This window comes from Enterobacter sp. A103, from assembly GCF_034427535.1.
Classification (GTDB): Bacteria; Pseudomonadota; Gammaproteobacteria; order Enterobacterales; family Enterobacteriaceae; genus Enterobacter; species Enterobacter asburiae_B.
In genome coordinates this window covers 1-21,054 of the sequence record NZ_JAXQPQ010000017.1, presented here as the reverse complement: position 1 = coordinate 21,054, position 21,054 = coordinate 1, and the positions used below count along the sequence as shown (strand labels likewise).

The following is a 21,054-nucleotide window of genomic DNA, read 5'->3' as shown; positions in this document are numbered from 1 at the left end:
AGGTCACTGGTGCCGGGTTAACCCCCGGCACCAGATTGTGCTAACTCCGACGGGAGCAAATCCGTGAAAGATTTATTAAAGTTTCTGAAAGCGCAGACTAAAACCGAAGAGTTTGATGCGATCAAAATTGCTCTGGCTTCGCCAGACATGATCCGTTCATGGTCATTCGGTGAAGTTAAAAAGCCGGAAACCATCAACTACCGTACGTTCAAACCTGAGCGTGACGGCCTTTTCTGTGCGCGTATTTTCGGGCCAGTAAAAGATTACGAGTGCCTGTGCGGTAAGTACAAGCGCCTGAAACACCGTGGTGTGATCTGTGAGAAGTGCGGCGTTGAAGTGACCCAGACCAAAGTGCGTCGTGAGCGCATGGGCCACATCGAGCTGGCGTCTCCGACCGCTCACATCTGGTTCCTGAAATCTCTGCCGTCCCGTATCGGTCTGCTGCTGGATATGCCGCTGCGCGATATCGAACGCGTTCTGTACTTCGAATCTTATGTGGTTATCGAAGGCGGGATGACGAACCTGGAACGTCATCAGATCCTGACTGAAGAGCAGTATCTGGACGCGCTGGAAGAGTTCGGTGACGAATTCGATGCGAAGATGGGTGCGGAAGCTATTCAGGCCCTGCTGAAGAGCATGGATCTGGAGCAAGAGTGCGAGCAGCTGCGTGAAGAGCTGAACGAAACCAACTCCGAAACCAAACGTAAAAAGCTGACCAAGCGTATCAAACTGCTGGAAGCGTTCGTTCAGTCTGGTAACAAACCAGAGTGGATGATCCTGACCGTTCTGCCGGTTCTGCCGCCAGATCTGCGTCCACTGGTTCCGCTGGATGGTGGTCGTTTCGCAACGTCCGATCTGAACGATCTGTATCGTCGCGTTATCAACCGTAACAACCGTCTGAAACGTCTGCTGGATCTGGCTGCGCCGGACATCATCGTACGCAACGAAAAACGTATGCTGCAGGAAGCGGTTGACGCCCTGCTGGATAACGGCCGTCGCGGTCGTGCGATCACCGGTTCTAACAAACGTCCTCTGAAATCTTTGGCCGACATGATCAAAGGTAAACAGGGTCGTTTCCGTCAGAACCTGCTCGGTAAGCGTGTTGACTACTCCGGTCGTTCTGTAATCACCGTAGGTCCATACCTGCGTCTGCATCAGTGCGGTCTGCCGAAGAAAATGGCACTGGAGCTGTTCAAACCGTTCATCTACGGCAAGCTGGAACTGCGTGGCCTGGCCACCACCATCAAAGCCGCTAAGAAAATGGTTGAGCGTGAAGAAGCTGTCGTTTGGGATATCCTGGACGAAGTTATCCGCGAACACCCGGTACTGCTGAACCGTGCACCAACTCTGCACCGTTTGGGTATCCAGGCATTTGAGCCAGTCCTGATCGAAGGTAAAGCTATCCAGCTGCACCCGCTGGTTTGTGCGGCATATAACGCCGACTTCGATGGTGACCAGATGGCTGTTCACGTACCGCTGACGCTGGAAGCCCAGCTCGAAGCGCGTGCGCTGATGATGTCTACCAACAACATCCTGTCCCCAGCGAACGGTGAACCTATCATCGTTCCTTCTCAGGACGTTGTATTGGGTCTGTACTACATGACCCGTGACTGTGTTAACGCCAAAGGCGAAGGCATGGTGCTGACTGGCCCGAAAGAAGCTGAGCGTATTTATCGCGCTGGCCTGGCCTCTCTGCATGCGCGCGTTAAAGTGCGTATCACCGAATACGAAAAAGATGAAAACGGCGAATTCGTTGCGAAAACCAGCCTGAAAGACACGACCGTTGGCCGTGCTATTCTGTGGATGATCGTACCGAAAGGTCTGCCTTTCTCCATCGTCAACCAGGCGCTGGGCAAGAAAGCGATCTCCAAAATGCTGAACACCTGTTACCGCATTCTGGGTCTGAAGCCGACCGTTATCTTCGCTGACCAGACAATGTATACCGGCTTTGCTTATGCAGCGCGTTCAGGTGCATCTGTTGGTATCGATGACATGGTCATCCCAGAGAAGAAACACGAGATCATCTCTGAAGCGGAAGCCGAAGTTGCTGAGATCCAGGAGCAGTTCCAGTCTGGTCTGGTTACCGCGGGCGAACGCTATAACAAAGTTATCGATATCTGGGCAGCGGCGAACGATCGTGTATCCAAAGCGATGATGGATAACCTGCAGACCGAAACTGTGATTAACCGTGACGGCGTAGAAGAGCAGCAGGTTTCCTTCAACAGCATCTACATGATGGCCGACTCCGGTGCGCGTGGTTCCGCAGCACAGATTCGTCAGCTGGCAGGTATGCGTGGTCTGATGGCGAAGCCAGATGGCTCCATCATCGAAACGCCAATCACCGCGAACTTCCGTGAAGGTCTGAACGTACTCCAGTACTTCATCTCCACCCACGGTGCTCGTAAGGGTCTGGCGGATACCGCACTGAAAACAGCGAACTCCGGTTATCTGACGCGTCGTCTGGTTGACGTTGCTCAGGATCTGGTTGTGACCGAAGACGATTGTGGCACCCTCGAAGGTATCACCATGACCCCGGTTATCGAGGGTGGTGATGTTAAAGAGCCACTGCGCGATCGCGTTCTGGGTCGTGTAACCGCGGAAGACATTCTGAAGCCGGGTACTGCAGACATTCTGGTTCCACGCAACACGCTGCTGCACGAGCACTGGTGTGACCTGCTGGAAGCGAACTCTGTTGACTCCGTGAAAGTACGTTCCGTTGTATCCTGTGACACCGACTTTGGTGTATGTGCGCACTGCTACGGTCGTGACCTGGCGCGTGGCCACATCATCAACAAAGGTGAAGCAATCGGCGTTATCGCGGCACAGTCCATCGGTGAGCCGGGTACACAGCTGACGATGCGTACGTTCCACATCGGTGGTGCGGCATCACGTGCGGCTGCTGAATCCAGCATCCAGGTGAAAAACAAAGGTAGCATCAAGCTCAGCAACGCGAAGTCTGTTGTTAACTCCGCTGGCAAGCTGGTTGTGACCTCTCGTAACACCGAGCTGAAGCTGATCGACGAATTCGGTCGTACCAAAGAGAGCTATAAAGTGCCTTACGGTGCGGTTATGGCGAAAGGTGATGGCGAGCAGGTTGCTGGCGGTGAAACCGTTGCAAACTGGGATCCACACACCATGCCGGTTATCACCGAAGTAAGTGGTTTCATCCGCTTCACTGACATGATCGACGGCCAGACCATTACTCGTCAGACCGACGAGCTGACCGGTCTGTCTTCTCTGGTGGTTCTGGATTCTGCTGAACGTACTACCGGTGGTAAAGATCTGCGTCCTGCACTGAAAATCGTTGATGCTCAGGGTAACGACGTTCTGATCCCGGGTACCGACATGCCTGCGCAGTACTTCCTGCCGGGTAAAGCGATCGTTCAGCTGGAAGATGGCATTCAGATCGGTGCGGGTGATGCTCTGGCACGTATTCCACAGGAATCCAGCGGTACCAAGGATATCACCGGTGGTCTGCCACGCGTTGCGGACCTGTTCGAAGCACGTCGTCCGAAAGAGCCTGCAATCCTGGCTGAAATCAGCGGTATCATCTCCTTCGGTAAAGAGACCAAAGGGAAACGCCGTCTGGTTATCACTCCAGTAGATGGCAGCGAACCGTACGAAGAGATGATTCCTAAGTGGCGTCAGCTCAACGTGTTCGAAGGTGAACGTGTAGAACGTGGTGACGTGGTTTCCGATGGTCCAGAAGCTCCGCACGACATTCTGCGTCTTCGTGGCGTCCACGCGGTAACGCGTTACATCACCAACGAAGTACAGGACGTTTACCGTCTGCAGGGCGTTAAGATTAACGATAAGCACATCGAAGTTATCGTTCGTCAGATGCTGCGTAAAGCAACCATCGAAAACGCAGGCAGCTCCGATTTCCTGGAAGGCGAGCAGGTTGAATACTCACGCGTCAAGATCGCTAACCGCGAACTGGAAGCGAACGGCAAAATCGGTGCGACCTTCTCGCGCGATCTGCTGGGTATCACCAAAGCGTCTCTGGCAACCGAGTCCTTCATCTCTGCAGCATCGTTCCAGGAAACGACTCGTGTCCTGACCGAAGCCGCTGTTGCAGGTAAACGTGATGAACTGCGCGGTCTGAAAGAGAACGTCATCGTGGGTCGTCTGATCCCGGCGGGTACCGGTTATGCGTACCACCAGGATCGTATGCGTCGTCGTGCTGCGGGCGAACTGCCAGCTGCACCGCAGGTAACTGCTGAAGATGCATCCGCGAGCCTGGCAGAACTGCTGAACGCAGGTCTGGGCGGTTCCNTCGTCGTGCTGCGGGCGAACTGCCAGCTGCACCGCAGGTAACTGCTGAAGATGCATCCGCGAGCCTGGCAGAACTGCTGAACGCAGGTCTGGGCGGTTCCGACAACGAGTAATCGTTGATGCCCGGTGATGAGCATTACCGGGCATGTGCCTCGTAGGTCGGGTAAGCTCAGTGCCACCCGACAATAAAAAACCCGCCTCGGCGGGTTTTTTTACATCTGTAGGTTATCAGTTCACCAACGGGATCCGACGATAAAGCTCAATCATATCGCCCGCCAGATCCTGAATGACCATCGCGTTCATCAGGTGATCCTGAGAGTGGACGGTGATCAGGTTAACCGGAAGCTTCCCGGTCCCTTCGTCAAAACCGATAAGCTGCGTCTGGATCGTGTGCGCATGCTTCACATATTCGCGCGACTCTTCCATCGCTTTTTCTGCTTCGTCAAACTCACCTTTACGCGCCATCTGTAGCGCCGTCAGGGCCGCACTGCGCGCCGCGCCTGCGTTGACCAGCAGTTCCATTATCGTAGTTTCTAAGTCTTCCATTATGACTCCAGAAGTTTGAGCGCTTTTTCCAGGACGGCATCGCCTTTCATCATGCCGTAATCCATCATGTCGATCACCGCGACCTTTTTACCCAGCGGCTCGGCCTGCGCCTGAAGTTTAGCCTGCTCGTATTTAACCTGTGGCCCCAGCAATACGATGTCGGCCGTCGCGATGTTGTCTTTAAACTCCGCAACCGGAACGGCTTTAATGGTGACTTCAACCCCTTTTTTCTGCGCGGCGTCTTTCATACGTTGAACCAGCATGCTGGTTGACATTCCCGCTGCACAGCATAAAACGATGTTCTTCATAATCAGCCTCGATCTACATGTGTTTATTGATAATTATCCCGTGCAGAGCGCTTCAACAACCGGTTTACCGCGATTGTGTGTCAGGCATCACAAAGAAACCGGCGATTTTCTGAAACCGGTTACAATTTTGCATTGTCGGGTACCCGGCCCGTTGAAACGGGCAGGGTGAAAGAGGGAGGATTAGCTGATGGACGTTCGATTGATGCGGTTTTTGCCCTGCTGTTTGGCGCTGTAGAGGGCGCTATCAACGCTTCCGACAAATTGCTCCAGCGGTTCAAAATGCCACTCCCCAAGACCGCCGCTGAACGTAACCCGCAGGTTTTCTTCTCGCCAGACGCGTTTTTCAACTGCGGTACGCCAGGCTTCCAGCAATGAGAGCGCAGACGTCATCTGCTCAGCCTGGAAGATTACCGCGAACTCTTCTCCACCGTACCGGTAAATCGAGACGTGATGTGGCTGCATAATCTGGATCCCTTCGCGGGCCACGTTGCGCAGAACGATATCACCGGTCAGGTGGCCCAGCGTGTCGTTAATCGACTTGAAGTTATCAATGTCCACCAGCGCCATCGCGAAAGGCTGCTGGGCATTCAGCAGCTCCGCGATATCGCTATCGAACGCGCGGCGGTTTTTACAGCCCGTCAGCGCATCGTGAGTCGCCTGGCGCACATAGGCCATCTCACGCTCTTTATTGGACTGGATAGTGTGGCTCAGCATCGCTTCCAGGCGCGGCGCCTCGCTGACGTCGCCGGTTTTAATGGCATTGATAATGTGCATCAGCACGGTACGCGAGGCGTGACGGAGGTATAAGCCGAAGAGGATGATGATGATTGCCGCCAGCGCAAACCCCCAGCCAACAATCGTCGTTTCGTGGCGGGTGATATCGGTGAGCGTCTCGCCAGAGACCCGGTAGATGACAAACCAGTCCGGATTGGTAAACGAGTAGTAGTAGTACCAGGCGTTGCTTTTCTTATCGTAAAGGTGGCCTTCGCCGCTGGTCATTTTGTCCATCAGCGCTTCGCTCACGTAGTGTTTGAAGAGCGCGCCTGTATCCGGGTGAAGCACAACGGCGCCGTCGCGTTCAACGACGAAGAATTCTCCCTGGACGGGCGCCACCATCTGACGCAGGGTGAAGCCCATTGACGTCAAATCGAGATGAAACGCGATCGTTCCCTTCAGTCTGCCTTCGGGTGAAATCAAGGGCTTATAAAGTGTGACCGTCGGATGGCCGGTGAAGTAGTCCATGTACGGGCGAGTATAGTGGCTGAAGATACTGGCTTCGGCCTGAGCGATAAACCACGGCCGCGTCCGGGGATCGAAGGTTTTACTCTTCTCCGTGGGGAGCACTTCCGGCGCGCGGAGATAATGCCCCTGCGTGTCCGCCAGCGAGATGGAGGACACGGTCGGCATCAGGTTTTGCAAATGCATCATCATCTGAAGCCCCTGCGTCGGGTTGACGTTGAGCGTCTCGTTTAGCCTGTCGTCGCGGGCAAAGTAAATCGCGGAACGGCCCAGGATATAGTCGTTTTCACGCAGGATAGATTCGGTATAGTTCACCGCCAGGTTGTGCGTGAAATTGCTGTTGATCTTATGATAATCCTCAAGAAAATCCTTTCGTTGCGAAAGCGTCACCGCGATCGCGATCACCGCAAAACTGCAGAGGATCCCCGCGAAGCTGAGCATGATTGGCCGGGTAAAAGAGAGCTTTTTGCTGTGAAGTGCCATGAGCTGTACATCGTTCCTGATGGTGAATACTTTTCGTCTGCCGATATCCTCTCAGCATAGTCGCTGTCCTGCGGTTAGCGGTGAATTATACGGCACACGATTTCTGGCGGGATGATTTATCTTAAGAACCATTAAGAAAATACTTATTCAACCTGCTGGCGGCCGTGTGCGCAATGAACCAGAGGCAGGGCGAAACGAGGAAGAAGCTTTTCGCCCTGGTCAGCATCCGTTGCTGACCGTGTGACAATAAAAAACCGGACGATCGCTGACAACCACCCGGTTTTGCCTTTTCGTCGTGCCTCGACAATTTTTTATGGCGTTGCAGTACGTTTCAGCGTCATTGCGAGGTTCTTCCCAGCCAGCGGTCCCAGTCTTTCCAGACAGGCTGAAGACCCTGGGCCGTCAGGGCTGCGGCGACCGCTTCCGGACGTCGTCCGTCATGCGGCACAAACTGCTCGAGCTCCGGACGATCGTCGGCGTAGCCGCCAGGCTGCGTTTTGGAAAACGCGCTGACGTTGTTAATCGCAAGCGGGATAACGCGATCGCGAAACGCCGGGGATTCACGCGTTGAGAGCGATAATTCCACTTCCGGGGCGAGCAGGCGAAACGCACAGATGGTCTGCACCAGCTGGCGTTCATCCATCAGCGAAGCCGGTTCAATCCCGCCCGCGCAAGGTCTCAGGCGCGGGAAGGAGATGGAATAACGGCTCTGCCAGTAGTGCTGCTGAAGCCACAGCAAATGTTCCGCCACCATGTAACAATCCACCCGCCAGCTGTCAGAGAGCCCGATCAGCGCGCCCAGACCGATTTTGTCGATCCCCGCGCGACCCAGCCTGTCCGGCGTTTCCAGTCGGAAAAAGAAATCCTGTTTCTTGCCCTTCAGGTGATGCCGGGCGTACGTCGCCTCGTGATAGGTTTCCTGGTAGACCATGACCCCGTCCAGCCCGAGGGTTTTTAGCTCCGCGTACTCCTCCTGCGCCAGGGGCTGCACTTCCATCTGCAACGACGCAAACTGACGACGAATGGCGGGAAGGTGCTGACGGAAATAGTCCATTCCCACCTTTCCCTGATGTTCGCCCGTGACCAGCAGAAGATGTTCAAAGCCCATTTCACGAATGGCCGCGCACTCGCGGGCGATCTCACCTTCATCGAGCGTTTTACGCTTGATGCGGTTGCTCATGGAAAAACCGCAGTAGGTGCAGTCATTGGCGCACAGGTTTGAGAGATAGAGCGGCACGTAGAAGCTCACCGTGTTGCCAAAACGCTGGCGGGTGAGCCGCTGCGCTCGCTGGGCCATCGGTTCGAGGTACGCGCTGGCCGCCGGGGAGAGCAGGGCCATCAGATCCTCGCGGGTCAGATGGCGGGCATGCAGCGCGCGCTCCACGTCAGCCGCCGTTTTGCTGTTGATGCGCAGGGCAATGTCGTCCCAGCTAAGCTGCCGCCAGCGCTCGGTAAACGTGCTCATGAGATCGCCTCCAGAAAACCGGTCAGCGGGCTGGTGGCCTGTGCCTGGAAACTGCGCGAGCCGGGGCCGGACTCCCTTGCCAGCAGGCCAGCCTCTACGGCCATGCGGAACGCACGCGCCATCATGACCGGATCGTCGGCAACCGCGATGGCCGTGTTGACCAGCACCGCGTCGGCGCCCATCTCCAGCGCCTGCGCGGCATGGCTGGGCACGCCAATGCCCGCATCAACCACCACCGGCACGGTAGCCTGCTCAATAATGATTTCCAGCATCGCACGGGTTTCAAGCCCCTGGTTGGAGCCAATGGGGGCGCCCAGCGGCATGACGGCGGCGCAGCCGACCTCTTCCAGCCGTTTGCACAGAACAGGATCGGCGCCGCAGTAAGGCAGGACGATAAACCCTTGTTGCACCAGCTTTTCAGCCGCTTTCAGCGTTTCGATGGGGTCGGGCAGCAGCCAGCGGGCGTCAGGATGAATTTCCAGCTTCAGCCAGCGGGTGCCGAGCGCCTCGCGGGCCAGCTGCGCGGCGAAAATCGCCTCTTCGGCCGTTTTGGCACCGGAGGTGTTGGGCAGCAGCGTGACGCCAGCCTCCAGTAAAGGCGCCAGAATAGCATCGCTGTGATGACGCAGATCCACGCGCTTGAGCGCCAGCGTCACCAGCTGGCTGCCGCTTTCGCGAATGGCATCCACCATCAGCTGCGGCGAGGCGAATTTTCCGGTTCCGGTAAACAGATGTGAATCAAAGACTTTATCGGCAATACGTAACATCTCAGCCCCCTGCGATAACCTGAAACAGCAGGATCTGGTCGCCGTCATTGACCTGCTGATGTTCCCACTGCTCGCGCGGCAGGATCTGTTGATTGAGCGCCAGCGCCGTTCCCGGCTTGAGCTGGCGCAGCTTGTCGAGCAGTACCGCTACGGTGAGCCCGTCGTCGCATTTCATCGGCTCATCGTTAAACAGAATGCGCATCGCGGCCTCCGCATACCGGGCAGCGGCTGGCGCGGTGTAACGCCAGATGACGCCAGCCGCTGGAGCGGGCATCAAACAGCCGCAGCGTATTGCGTTCTGTCTCCATGCCGCTGAGCAGCTTGATGGTCTCCAGCGCCTGCATTGTGCCCATTACGCCGACCACCGGACCAAGAATGCCCGCCGTACGGCAGTTGCGCGCCGGCTCTGCATCATCCGGCCACAGGCAGCGATAGCAGCCCTGCGACCACGGCGGGGTCAGGACCATCATCTGCCCGCCGAAACCCACCGCGCTGGCGGTGATAAGCGGCGTATTACTTGCCACGCAGGCGGCGTTAATCGCCTGGCGCGTCGCCATGTTGTCGGTGCAGTCCAGCACCACGTCGGCAAGGGCGACCTCACGGCTGAGGTTGTCACCGCTGAGCCGTTCCTGCAGGGCAATCAGCGCGATATCCGGGTTGAGCTGGTTCAGGCGCTGCCGGGTAATTTGCGCTTTTGGCTGGTTGATATCCTCGGTGGTAAAGAGGATTTGTCGCTGCAGGTTGCTGAGGTGAACCTCGTCTTCGTCAGCCAGCACCAGCGTACCGATACCTGCACCAGCCAGATAAAGCGCGGCGGGCGCGCCTAGCCCGCCCAGACCGACAATCAGCACCCGGCTGGCGAGCAGCTTTTGCTGTCCGTCGATGGCGATATCTTCCAGCAGGATCTGACGGCTGTAGCGCATAAAATCACGATCGTTCATCACCCGCTCCTGCCAGCTGTAACAGCTGTTCGGTGGCGAACCGCCAGTCTGCGGCCTGGGTGATGGCGCTGACGACGGCGATACTGCCGACGCCGGTCTCCAGCACCGCCGGGGCGCGTTCAAGGCTGATTCCGCCAATGGCGACGGTAGGGTAATCGGCAAGGCGTTTAACGTGACTCGCCAGCTGCGTCAGACCCTGCGGTGCGGAGGGCATCTGCTTGGTTTGCGTCGGGAAGACGTGACCCAGCGCGATGTAAGAGGGACGGGCCGCCAGCGCCACGTCGATCTCCATGTCATCGTGCGTTGAAACGCCAAGACGCAACCCGGCTTCGCGGATAGCGCTCAGATCCGTTGTTTCCAGATCCTCCTGACCCAGATGCACGCCGTACGCCTGGTGCTTAACGGCCAGCCGCCAGTAATCGTTGATAAACAGACGGGCGTTATGCCGACGGCCAAGCGCGATGGCGGCAGCCACATCGGCTTCCACCTCGTCATCGCGTTTATCCTTGATGCGCAGCTGGATCGTTCGAACGCCTGTCTCCAGCAGGCGCTCTATCCACTCCACGCTGTCCACCACCGGATAGAGCCCTAAACGGTAGGGGACGGGCGGGAAATCGGGCTTATACATTACGCCTCCTCTTTTTTGAGGTAGATTTCGCCGCCTTTGGCACGGAAGGTTTCAGACATGTCCGCCATACCCACTTCAATGGTCTGCGCGGCGGCGTAGTCGCGCACCTCCTGGCTGATTTTCATCGAGCAGAACTTCGGCCCGCACATAGAGCAGAAATGTGCGACTTTGCCTGATTCCTGCGGCAGGGTTTCGTCGTGATAGGCGCGGGCGGTGAACGGGTCCAGCGCCAGGTTGAACTGGTCTTCCCAGCGGAATTCGAAGCGCGCCTTCGACATGGCGTTATCGCGGATTTGCGCGCCCGGGTGGCCTTTGGCCAGATCCGCCGCGTGGGCGGCAATTTTGTAGGTGATCAGCCCCTGCTTCACGTCCTCTTTGTTTGGCAGGCCGAGGTGCTCTTTCGGCGTTACGTAGCAGAGCATGGCGCAGCCGAACCAGCCGATCATCGCCGCGCCAATGCCCGACGTGAAGTGGTCATAGCCCGGCGCAATATCAGTGGTCAACGGCCCCAGGGTATAGAACGGTGCTTCGTGGCAGTGCTCCAGCTCCTCGGTCATGTTGCGGCGGATCATCTGCATCGGCACGTGGCCCGGGCCTTCAATCATCACCTGCACGTCATACTCCCAGGCGATTTTGGTCAGTTCGCCCAGCGTGTGCAGCTCGGCAAACTGCGCTTCGTCGTTCGCGTCGCGAATAGAGCCCGGACGCAGGCCGTCGCCCAGCGACAGAGAGACATCGTACGCGGCGCAGATTTCGCAAATTTCGCGGAAGTGTTCGTAGAGGAAGTTTTCCTGATGATGGGACAGGCACCACTTCGCCATGATGGAACCGCCGCGCGAGACGATGCCGGTCAGGCGCTTCGCCGTCATCGGCACGTAGCGCAGCAGCACGCCCGCGTGAATGGTGAAGTAGTCCACGCCCTGTTCGGCCTGCTCCAGCAGCGTGTCGCGGAACGCTTCCCAGGTGAGGTCTTCGGCAATGCCGTTGACCTTTTCCAGCGCCTGATAAATCGGGACGGTGCCAATCGGTACCGGGCTGTTACGCAGGATCCATTCGCGGGTTTCGTGAATATAGCGTCCAGTGGAGAGGTCCATTACCGTGTCCGCGCCCCAGCGCGTGGACCAGACCAGCTTCTCCACCTCTTCTTCGATGGAGGAGGTGACGGCCGAGTTACCGATGTTAGCGTTGACCTTCACCAGGAAGTTGCGGCCAATAATCATCGGCTCGGATTCCGGGTGGTTGATATTGGCAGGGATAATCGCGCGGCCTGCGGCCACTTCGTCACGCACAAATTCCGGCGTGATGTTCTCCGGCAGGCGAGCGCCAAAGCCTTCACCCGGATGCTGATAGCGCAGCACTTCGCTACGGATGCGCTCGCGACCCATGTTTTCGCGGATGGCGATGAACTCCATCTCCGGCGTGACGATGCCCCGGCGCGCGTAGTGCAGCTGGGTCACGCATTTGCCCGCTTTAGCGCGTTTTGGCGTCAGCAGGCCGGTAAAGCGCAGCTCGTCCAGGCCGTCGTCGGCCAGGCGCTCTTTGGTGTACGCAGAACTCAGGACGCTCAGCTCTTCGCAGTCGTTACGCGCGTCAATCCAAGGCTGGCGCAGCTTCGCCAGACCCTGCTGGACGTTGATGGCAACATCAGGATCGCCGTACGGACCGGAGGTGTCATATACCGGCACGGCTTCGTTGTCTTCATACTGCGGGTTATCTTTGCTGCCGCCGATAAGCGTCGGGCTAAGCTGGATTTCGCGCATTGGGACGCGGATATCGGCCTGCGAGCCGGAAATATAGATGCGTTTCGAGTTCGGGAAAGCGGTGCCTTCCAGCGTGTCGATGAAGTGTTGGGCCTGTGCGCGCTGTTCGCGGCGGGTCAGTTTTGCAGTAGACATAGCTCATTCCAAAAGTGAAGGACATGGCTTGTCAGACGACGGATGAAGCAAGAGAGGATCGCCCTCAGGCGATACAACAGCAGTGTGACTCTTGTTCCCTTCGCAGGTATTAGCCTGATCAGGTTCCGCGGATCCCGAATTAACGGTCTCAGCCCGCGCTTTCAGGCGCTGGGCACTCCGACAAGAAAAATCCCCCTCGTGAGAGGGGCGAATGGTTGTAAATTACTCGTTAACGGTGAAGAACTCAAGCAGGGCGCGCGACGTTCTCTTCGTTACTGATGTTCAAATCATTGTCCAGCACGAGGGCGATCAGCTTATCTTCCAGCGTGAATCGCTCTTCCAGCGCTTCGCCGAGGTCGGATAGCGCCTGCTGAAACTCAAGATAGTTATCGTGGTCGATAGCGTTCTCGAGCGCGGAATCATAGTAATCCATGATCTGCTGGGTGTTGGCTTCCAGAAGCGGATAGAGCTTGCTGGCCGCTAAATAGGGTGTTGTCCCTTCCATTTCGCGGATAATGCGTTCATAAATATTGAAATGGCCGTCGGACAGATAGTCGACCAGGCCCTGACAAAAATCATCCAGCGCTTTTTCATTCAGTCGCATAAACGATTCTTTGCCAGGCTTAATACCGACCAGATTGTAATAAGCCACGAGTAGATGCTTGCGTACATGTAGCCAGCGATCCACCAGTTTGTTATTTCCTCTAACGCGCTCAGTCAGGCTTTCCAGCTGGTTTAACATGGTCGACTCCGCAAAATGTAGGATTGAATCTGCTTATCCAGAATGTAACCACAATGCTAACAACATGTCAGTGAAGCGAAGGTAGTGCAATAGATATGGATCGTATTATTGAAAAATCAGATCTTGGTTGGTGGATCGTCAGTCACGAACAAAAATTATGGCTTCCTGCCGGGGAAATCCCCTACGGTGCAGCTGAGGCGTTCGATCTCGTCGGCCAGCCTGCGCTGAAGATCGGCGAGTGGCAGGGTGAGCCGGTGTGGTTGATCCAACAGTCCCGCCGCCAGGATATGGGATCGGTGCGCCAGGTGCTGGATCTGGACGTGGGGCTGTTCCAGCTGGCGGGGCGCGGCGTGCAGCTGGCCGAGTTTTACCGCTCGCATAAATACTGCGGCTACTGCGGTCATACCATGCGCCCGAGCAAAACCGAGTGGGCGATGCTCTGCAGCCACTGCCGCGAACGCTACTATCCGCAGATTGCGCCGTGCATTATCGTCGCTATCCGCCGGGAGGATTCCATCCTGCTGGCGCAGCATACCCGCCATCGCAACGGCATTCACACCGTGCTGGCCGGCTTCGTCGAGGTGGGCGAAACGCTGGAGCAGGCGGTAGCGCGCGAGGTGATGGAGGAGAGCGGGATCAAAGTGAAGAACCTGCGCTACGTTACCTCGCAGCCGTGGCCGTTCCCGCAGTCGCTGATGACGGCATTTATGGCCGAATATGATAGCGGCGAGATCGTTATCGATCAGAAAGAGCTGCTGGAAGCAAACTGGTATCGCTACGACGATCTACCGCTGTTACCTCCGCCGGGCACCGTGGCGCGTCGGCTGATAGAAGATACCGTGGCGATGTGTCGGGCCGAGTATGAGTAGTGTTACACTGAGGCCATGACGCTTAAGGAACTGCAAAAATGACCGAACTGAAGAACGATCGTTATCTGCGTGCGCTGCTGCGCCAGCCCGTTGATGTCACCCCGGTATGGATGATGCGCCAGGCGGGACGCTATCTCCCGGAGTACAAAGCCACGCGCGCGCAGGCGGGCGATTTTATGTCGCTGTGCAAAAATGCCGAGCTGGCCTGCGAAGTGACGCTCCAGCCGCTGCGCCGCTTCCCGCTGGATGCTGCGATCCTCTTCTCGGATATTCTGACCATTCCGGATGCAATGGGCCTTGGCCTGTACTTCGAAACCGGTGAAGGCCCGCGTTTCACCTCCCCAATCAAAAGCAAAGCCGACGTGGATAAGCTGCCGATCCCCGATCCGGAAGGTGAGCTGGGCTACGTGATGAACGCCGTGCGCACCATTCGCCGTGAGCTGAAAGGTGAAGTGCCGCTGATTGGCTTCTCCGGCAGCCCGTGGACCCTGGCGACCTATATGGTTGAAGGAGGCAGCAGCAAAGCCTTCACCATGATTAAAAAGATGATGTACGCCGAGCCGCTGGCCCTGCATGCGCTGCTCGATAAGCTGGCGAAGAGCGTCACCCTCTACCTGAACGCGCAGATCAAGGCGGGTGCGCAGTCGGTGATGATTTTCGATACCTGGGGCGGCGTGCTGACCGGGCGCGATTATCAGCAGTTCTCCCTGTACTACATGCACAAAATCGTCGACGGCCTGCTGCGTGAAAACGAAGGCCGCCGCGTGCCGGTGACGCTGTTCACCAAAGGTGGCGGTCAGTGGCTGGAAGCGATGGCGGCAACCGGCTGCGACGCGCTGGGCCTCGACTGGACCACCGATATCGCCGATGCGCGCCGTCGCGTGGGCGACAAAGTGGCGCTGCAGGGCAATATGGACCCGTCCATGCTCTATGCGCCGCCAGCGCGCATTGAAGAAGAAGTGTCGACTATACTGTCTGGTTTCGGCCAGGGTGAAGGCCACGTCTTTAACCTCGGCCACGGCATTCATCAGGATGTGCCGCCAGAACACGCAGGCGTATTTGTGGAGGCGGTGCATCGGCTTTCTGCCCAGTATCACAAGTAAGGAGTGGTTATGGATCTCGCGTCGCTACGCGCTCAACAAATCGAACTGGCCTCATCGGTGATCCGCGAGGATCGTCTGGATAAAGATCCTCCGCAGTACATTGGCGGAGCAGACGTCGGATTCGAGCAGGGTGGGGAAGTGACGCGAGCGGCGATGGTGGTACTGAAATATCCTTCGCTTGAGCTGGTGGAGTACAAGGTAGCGCGTATCGCGACCACCATGCCGTACATTCCGGGCTTTCTCTCCTTCCGTGAATATCCCGCGCTGCTGGCAGCGTGGGAGCAACTCTCGCAAAAACCTGACCTGCTGTTTGTCGATGGACACGGTATCTCACACCCGCGCCGTTTAGGCGTTGCCAGCCATTTTGGGCTGCTGGTGGATGTGCCGACCATTGGCGTCGCCAAGAAACGCCTGTGCGGCGCATTTGAACCTCTTTCAGCCGAGCCGGGCGCGCTGGCGCCGCTTATCCATAAAGGTGAGCAGCTAGCGTGGGTCTGGCGCAGCAAGGCACGCTGTAATCCGCTCTTTATCGCCACGGGGCACCGGGTGAGCATGGACAGCGCCCTGGCGTGGGTGCAGCGCTGCATGAAGGGCTACCGCTTGCCGGAGCCGACGCGCTGGGCAGACGCCGTGGCATCTTCGCGTCCGGCTTTTGTTCGTTGGCAGGAAATTCAGCGATGATTCAGGTAAACTGCGCCTAATTTTCGATTCGAGAGATCATCATGCTACAAAACCCGATTCACCTGCGCCTTGAGAAACTTGAAAGCTGGCAGCACGTGACGTTTATGGCTTGCCTGTGCGAGCGCATGTATCCCAACTATGCCGCGTTCTGTAAGGAGACGGGCTTTGGTGATGGCCATATCTACCGCCGCATTCTGGATCTGATCTGGGAAACGCTGACGGTGAAAGACGCGAAGGTGAACTTCGACTCCCAGCTGGAAAAGCTGGAAGAGGCGATTCCGGCTGCGGATGATTTTGACCTGTACGGTGTCTATCCGGCGATTGATGCCTGCGTGGCGTTAAGCGAACTGCTTCACTCCCGTCTGAGCGGTGAAACGCTGGAGCACGCAATTGAAGTCAGTAAGGCATCGATTACGACCGTCGCGATGCTGGAAATGACCCAGGAAGGTCGCGAGATGACCGACGAAGAGCTGCGTGCAAACCCGGCGGTTGAGCAAGAATGGGACATTCAGTGGGAAATTTTCCGCCTGCTGGCAGAGTGTGAAGAACGCGATATTGAGCTGATAAAAGGGCTGCGCGCGGACTTACGAGAGGCTGCGGAGAGCAATATTGGTATAATTTTTAACCAATGAGACAATAAATCTTGAGATAACGCCCGTTTTGTCGCTCCTCGACTCTTCCCTTTCGCCCCTTGTCTGGTCTACATTTGGGGGGCGAAAAAAAGTGGCTATCGGTGCGTGTATGCAGGAGAGTGCTTTTTTGGCATTTTCGTCGCACTCGATGCTTAGCAAGCGATAAACACATTGAAAGGATAACTTATGAACAAGACTCAACTGATTGATGTAATTGCGGACAAGGCTGATCTGTCTAAAGTGCAGGCTAAAGCTGCTCTGGAATCTACCCTGGCTGCTATTACTGAGTCTCTGAAAGAAGGCGATGCTGTGCAACTGGTTGGTTTCGGTACCTTCAAAGTGAACCACCGCGCTGAGCGTACTGGCCGCAACCCGCAGACCGGTAAAGAAATCAAAATCGCCGCAGCTAACGTGCCGGCATTTGTTTCTGGTAAAGCACTGAAAGACGCTGTTAAGTAAGACGCGTGGCAGTGAACAGTTTTAGCGAAGGGGCGGCAACGCCCCTTTTGTCTTTCTGGCGTGGAACGCTCGCGCTGGCAGGCATGCTGCTGCTGTCAGCCTGCAGCCACGACACCTCCCTGCCGCCGTTTACCGCCAGCGGCTACGCGGACAACCAGGGTGCGGTCAGGATCTGGCGCAAAGATTCCGGCGGCGAAGTGCATCTGCTTTCTGCCTTCAGCCCGTGGCATAACGGCAATACGTCGACTGCGGAATATCGCTGGCAGGGAGATGACCTGTCGCTGATTGAACTGAACGTCTACAGCAAGACCCCCGAACACGTGAAAGTGCGTTTTGACGACCATGGCGAGCTGAGCTTTATGCAGCGCGAAGTCAGCGGTCAAAAACAGCAGCTTTCCAGCGATCAAATCGCTCTCTACCGTTATCGTGCCGAACAAATCCGCCAGACCAGCGATGCGCTTCGTCTGGGACGCGTTGTGCTGCGCCAGGGGCGCTGGCATGCCGATGGGACGGTGACAACCTGCGAAGGACAGACGGTCAAGCCTGAGCTTGAATCCTGGGCAATCGAACACATTCAACGCCGTCAGCGTCATTCATCAATGGAGGTGAGTTTGGCGTGGCTGGAAGCGCCGGAAGGCTCTCAGCTGCTGCTGGTGGCGAACGAAGACTTCTGCACCTGGCAACCGACGGAAAAAAGTTTTTGATTTAAGTCCCCTCTCCCTTGAGGGAGAGGGTGAGGGTGTGAAATTACTCGCCCTGCTCGCGCGCAATTGCACGATAACCGATATCCTGACGGCTAAAGCTGCCGTTCCAGTGAATATCCGCCATCAGCGCGTAGGCGCGTTTCTGCGCTTCTGCCACGGTATGGCCCAGCGCGGTCGCACACAGCACGCGTCCGCCGTTGGTGAGGACGCGATCGTCTTCAGCCAGCTTCGTACCCGCATGGAACACCTTCGCACCGTCAATCTCTTCCAGCGGCAGGCCGTGGATCTCATCCCCGGTGTTGTAGTTGCCCGGGTAACCACCCGCCGCAATCACCACGCCCAGAGACGCACGCTCGTCCCACTCTGAGGTTTTCTCGTCGAGCTTGCCTTCGCAGGCTGCCAGACACAGTTCCACCAGATCGGATTTCATGCGCAGCATGATGGGCTGCGTTTCCGGATCGCCAAAGCGGCAGTTGAATTCGATGACCTTAGGGTTACCCTGTTTGTCGATCATCAGACCTGCATAGAGGAAACCGGTGTAGGTGTTGCCCTCCGCCGCCATCCCTTTCACGGTTGGCCAGATGACGCGATCCATGGTGCGCTGGTGGACTTCGTCAGTCACTACCGGAGCGGGGGAGTAAGCGCCCATTCCGCCAGTATTCGGGCCGGTATCGCCATTGCCCACACGCTTGTGGTCCTGGCTGGTGGCCATCGGCAGAACGTGCTCGCCGTCGACCATCACGATAAAGCTCGCTTCTTCACCGTCGAGGAACTCTTCGATCACGATGCGGTGGCCCGCGTCGCCAAAGGCGTTACCCGCCAGCATATCCTGAACCGCGGCTTCGGCTTCTTCGAGGGTCATCGCGACGATAACGCCTTTACCTGCGGCCAGACCGTCGGCCTTGATGACAATCGGCGCGCCTTTTTCACGCAGGTAGGCCAGGGCTGGCTCCACTTCGGTGAAGTTCTGATATTCCGCCGTCGGGATGTTGTGACGCGCGAGGAAATCTTTGGTGAAGGCTTTGGAGCCTTCCAGCTGCGCGGCGCCTTCCGTTGGCCCGAAGATTGTCAGGCCCGCCGCGCGGAAGGCATCGACGACGCCAATCACCAGCGGCGCTTCCGGGCCGACGATGGTCAGATCGATTTTCTCGCTCTGGGCAAAGCTCAGCAGCGCAGGAATATCGGTTACGCCAATAGCCACGTTTTGCAGCGCGGGTTCCAGCGCGGTACCGGCGTTGCCCGGTGCTACGAAGACTGTTTTCACCAGCGGAGACTGCGCCGCTTTCCACGCCAGAGCGTGCTCGCGTCCGCCGTTACCAATCACTAATACTTTCATTTTCTGCTCCGGGAATTAATGGCGGAAGTGGCGCATGTCGGTGAAGATCATTGCAATGCCATGTTCGTCGGCAGCGGCAATCACTTCGTCGTCGCGAATTGAGCCGCCAGGCTGGATCACACAGGTGATGCCCACTGCAGCCGCCGCGTCGATACCGTCACGGAACGGGAAGAAGGCGTCAGAAGCCATGGCGGAGCCTTTTACTTCCAGACCTTCATCGCCAGCTTTAATGCCCGCGATTTTCGCGGAGTAAACGCGGCTCATCTGGCCTGCGCCTATCCCGATAGTCATGTTTTCTTTGGCGTAGACGATGGCGTTGGATTTGACGAACTTCGCGACCTTCCAGCAGAACAGCGCGTCACGCAGTTCCTGTTCGGTCGGTTGACGTTTGGTTGCCACGCGCAGGTCGGCTTCTGTCACCATACCCAGATCGCGGTCCTGAACCAGCAGGCCGCCGTTCACACGCTTGAAGTCCAGGCCCGGCACGCGTTCTGCCCACTGGCCGCAAACCAGCACGCGTACGTTCTGTTTCGCCGCGGTGATTTTCAGTGCCTCTGCGGATGCGGATGGCGCGATGATCACTTCAACGAACTGGCGGGAGATGATGGCTTGTGCGGTTTCAGCATCCAGCTCGCGGTTGAAGGCGATAATGCCGCCGAACGCGGAGGTCGGGTCGGTTTTGTACGCGCGATCGTAGGCGTCCAGAATAGAGGTGCTCACGGCAACGCCGCATGGGTTCGCGTGCTTAACGATAACGCAGGCCGGCTCGCTGAACTCTTTCACGCATTCCAGCGCGGCGTCGGTGTCAGCAATGTTGTTATAGGATAGCGCTTTGCCCTGAACCTGCTGAGCGGTCGCAACAGAGGCTTCTTTTACCTCTTCTTCTATATAGAAGGCTGCCTGCTGGTGGCTGTTCTCACCGTAACGCATATCCTGCTTCTTAATGAAGTTCAGGTTCAGGGTGCGCGGGAAGCGGCCAGAAGGATCTTTGCTTTCACCGTGGTAGGCAGGCACCAGGCTACCGAAGTAGTTGGCGATCATGCTGTCGTACGCCGCGGTGTGCTCGAAGGCTTTGATGGCGAGGTCGAAACGCGTTTCCAGAGTCAGTGACCCTTCGTTGGCATCCATCTCATTAATAATGGTTTCGTAATCGCTGCTCTTTACGACAATGGCCACATCTTTATGGTTCTTGGCCGCGGAGCGCACCATGGTTGGGCCGCCGATATCAATATTCTCTACGGCATCTTCCAGAGAACAGCCTTCGCGAGCAACGGTCTGGGCAAACGGATAGAGGTTAACGACAACCATATCGATTGGGGCGATGTCATGCTGTTCCATAATGGCGTCGTCCTGACCGCGACGGCCAAGAATACCGCCGTGAACTTTCGGATGCAGGGTTTTGACGCGTCCATCCATCATTTCCGGGAAACCGGTGTAATCGGACACTTCGGTTACCGGCAGACCTTTATCTGCTAACAGGCGAGCGGTACCGCCTGTAGAAAGCAGCTCCACACCGCGTGCGGAAAGTGCCTGAGCGAATTCGACGATACCGGCTTTATCAGAAACACTGAGCAGAGCGCGGCGGACTGGACGACGTTGTTGCATGGTAAATCCCCTGGATTTCACGATTACAGAGAGCGTTAGATGAATTTTCCTGCGAAAAACTCATCTAACACACCTGACGGGGCATCCTTATTAAGCGCGAGCATTTTAACGAAAACGTTTGCGCAACGCTCGCACATTTTCACTTTTTCGTATCATTGTGGATAAGTCTGTGTGTAAAAGGGTATAAGGCGGGGTTTTGCTGTGGAATGCAGCAGTCAGTCATTTTTCTGACATTTAGCGGTTGCGGCCTGCTGAGAACTCCCTATAATGCGCCTCCATCGACACGGCGGATGTGAATCACTTCACACAACAAGCGGTTCGGTTGAAGAGAAAAATTCTGAAATAACGGGTTGACTCTGAAAGAGGAAAGCGTAAT

At 56.8% G+C, this 21,054-nt stretch carries 19 protein-coding genes, 1 pseudogene and 1 riboswitch; of the genes and pseudogenes, 8 read left to right on the top strand and 12 right to left on the bottom strand.

Annotation, left to right across the window (positions count from 1 at the left end; all coding sequences use genetic code 11):
• The first annotated feature begins 63 nt into the window (after window positions 1-63).
• Window positions 64-4,317 (top strand): DNA-directed RNA polymerase subunit beta', encoded by a 4,254-nt coding sequence (gene rpoC / locus SPH27_RS22225; protein WP_322435887.1) that lies wholly within the window; start codon window positions 64-66, stop codon window positions 4,315-4,317.
• Window positions 4,299-4,388: pseudogene (locus SPH27_RS23145) on the top strand (hypothetical protein); the annotation flags it as partial. The gene rpoC and the pseudogene SPH27_RS23145, both read left to right, overlap by 19 nt.
• Window positions 4,389-4,503: 115 nt before the next feature.
• Here SPH27_RS23145 and SPH27_RS22220 read toward each other — a convergent pair.
• The 10 genes from SPH27_RS22220 to SPH27_RS22175 form a co-directional block, all read right to left on the bottom strand.
• A complete protein-coding gene (locus tag SPH27_RS22220; protein WP_033146992.1) occupies window positions 4,504-4,821 on the bottom strand; it encodes a PTS lactose/cellobiose transporter subunit IIA in 318 nt (105 codons plus the stop codon).
• Entirely contained in the window at window positions 4,821-5,129 is a 309-nt protein-coding gene (locus SPH27_RS22215; RefSeq protein WP_023334100.1) for a PTS sugar transporter subunit IIB, read from the bottom strand. Before SPH27_RS22215 ends, SPH27_RS22220 begins: the two co-directional genes overlap by 1 nt.
• Window positions 5,130-5,309: 180 nt before the next feature.
• Window positions 5,310-6,851, bottom strand: coding sequence for a sensor domain-containing diguanylate cyclase (locus SPH27_RS22210; protein ID WP_182072958.1), 1,542 nt, complete (start codon window positions 6,849-6,851; stop codon window positions 5,310-5,312).
• Window positions 6,852-7,188: 337 nt separating this feature from the next.
• Window positions 7,189-8,316, bottom strand: a complete 1,128-nt coding sequence (gene thiH / locus SPH27_RS22205) for a 2-iminoacetate synthase ThiH (protein ID WP_182072959.1) — start codon at window positions 8,314-8,316, stop codon at window positions 7,189-7,191.
• Entirely contained in the window at window positions 8,313-9,083 is a 771-nt protein-coding gene (gene thiG, locus SPH27_RS22200; protein WP_047059535.1) for a thiazole synthase, read from the bottom strand. Before thiG ends, thiH begins: the two co-directional genes overlap by 4 nt.
• A gap of 1 nt (window position 9,084) precedes the next feature.
• Window positions 9,085-9,285 carry a sulfur carrier protein ThiS gene (gene thiS / locus SPH27_RS22195; RefSeq protein WP_039262358.1) on the bottom strand — a complete coding sequence of 67 codons (201 nt, stop codon included), beginning with the start codon at window positions 9,283-9,285 and terminating at the stop codon, window positions 9,085-9,087.
• Window positions 9,269-10,024, bottom strand: a complete 756-nt coding sequence (locus tag SPH27_RS22190; protein ID WP_182072960.1) for a HesA/MoeB/ThiF family protein — start codon at window positions 10,022-10,024, stop codon at window positions 9,269-9,271. Before SPH27_RS22190 ends, thiS begins: the two co-directional genes overlap by 17 nt.
• Window positions 10,011-10,652 (bottom strand): thiamine phosphate synthase, encoded by a 642-nt coding sequence (gene thiE, locus SPH27_RS22185; protein ID WP_064673103.1) that lies wholly within the window; start codon window positions 10,650-10,652, stop codon window positions 10,011-10,013. Before thiE ends, SPH27_RS22190 begins: the two co-directional genes overlap by 14 nt.
• Window positions 10,652-12,547 carry a phosphomethylpyrimidine synthase ThiC gene (gene thiC / locus SPH27_RS22180; RefSeq protein WP_023309975.1) on the bottom strand — a complete coding sequence of 632 codons (1,896 nt, stop codon included), beginning with the start codon at window positions 12,545-12,547 and terminating at the stop codon, window positions 10,652-10,654. The genes thiE and thiC overlap by 1 nt, the downstream gene beginning before the upstream one ends.
• A gap of 78 nt (window positions 12,548-12,625) precedes the next feature.
• Window positions 12,626-12,737, bottom strand: a riboswitch (TPP riboswitch).
• Window positions 12,738-12,791: 54 nt separating this feature from the next.
• Window positions 12,792-13,289: an Rsd/AlgQ family anti-sigma factor gene (locus SPH27_RS22175; protein WP_048979202.1), complete on the bottom strand. Its 498-nt coding sequence runs from the start codon at window positions 13,287-13,289 to the stop codon at window positions 12,792-12,794.
• 95 nt (window positions 13,290-13,384) lie between these two features.
• Between SPH27_RS22175 and nudC the strand changes: the two genes are divergently transcribed.
• The 6 genes from nudC (at window position 13,385) to SPH27_RS22145 (ending at window position 17,737) form a co-directional block, all read left to right on the top strand.
• Window positions 13,385-14,158: an NAD(+) diphosphatase gene (gene nudC, locus SPH27_RS22170; protein WP_039262361.1), complete on the top strand. Its 774-nt coding sequence runs from the start codon at window positions 13,385-13,387 to the stop codon at window positions 14,156-14,158.
• A 38-nt stretch (window positions 14,159-14,196) separates the two neighbouring features.
• The gene (hemE, locus tag SPH27_RS22165; protein ID WP_029742041.1) at window positions 14,197-15,261 is read left to right on the top strand and encodes a uroporphyrinogen decarboxylase; all 1,065 of its coding nucleotides are present in this window, start codon (window positions 14,197-14,199) and stop codon (window positions 15,259-15,261) included.
• A 9-nt stretch (window positions 15,262-15,270) separates the two neighbouring features.
• The gene (gene nfi, locus SPH27_RS22160) at window positions 15,271-15,942 is read left to right on the top strand and encodes a deoxyribonuclease V (RefSeq protein WP_023309979.1); all 672 of its coding nucleotides are present in this window, start codon (window positions 15,271-15,273) and stop codon (window positions 15,940-15,942) included.
• Between the two features lie 41 nt (window positions 15,943-15,983).
• Window positions 15,984-16,574: a YjaG family protein gene (locus tag SPH27_RS22155; protein ID WP_033146983.1), complete on the top strand. Its 591-nt coding sequence runs from the start codon at window positions 15,984-15,986 to the stop codon at window positions 16,572-16,574.
• Window positions 16,575-16,760: 186 nt separating this feature from the next.
• The gene (gene hupA, locus SPH27_RS22150; RefSeq protein WP_002445246.1) at window positions 16,761-17,033 is read left to right on the top strand and encodes a nucleoid-associated protein HU-alpha; all 273 of its coding nucleotides are present in this window, start codon (window positions 16,761-16,763) and stop codon (window positions 17,031-17,033) included.
• A gap of 11 nt (window positions 17,034-17,044) precedes the next feature.
• Complete coding sequence (locus SPH27_RS22145; RefSeq protein ID WP_182072962.1) at window positions 17,045-17,737, top strand: DUF1481 domain-containing protein; 693 nt, start codon at window positions 17,045-17,047, stop codon at window positions 17,735-17,737.
• 43 nt (window positions 17,738-17,780) lie between these two features.
• On the opposite strand, the gene purD is transcribed toward SPH27_RS22145, so the two are convergent.
• A complete protein-coding gene (gene purD, locus SPH27_RS22140; protein WP_048979204.1) occupies window positions 17,781-19,073 on the bottom strand; it encodes a phosphoribosylamine--glycine ligase in 1,293 nt (430 codons plus the stop codon).
• A 15-nt stretch (window positions 19,074-19,088) separates the two neighbouring features.
• Window positions 19,089-20,678 (bottom strand): bifunctional phosphoribosylaminoimidazolecarboxamide formyltransferase/IMP cyclohydrolase, encoded by a 1,590-nt coding sequence (gene purH / locus SPH27_RS22135; RefSeq protein ID WP_182072961.1) that lies wholly within the window; start codon window positions 20,676-20,678, stop codon window positions 19,089-19,091.
• Between the last annotated feature and the right edge of the window lie 376 nt (window positions 20,679-21,054).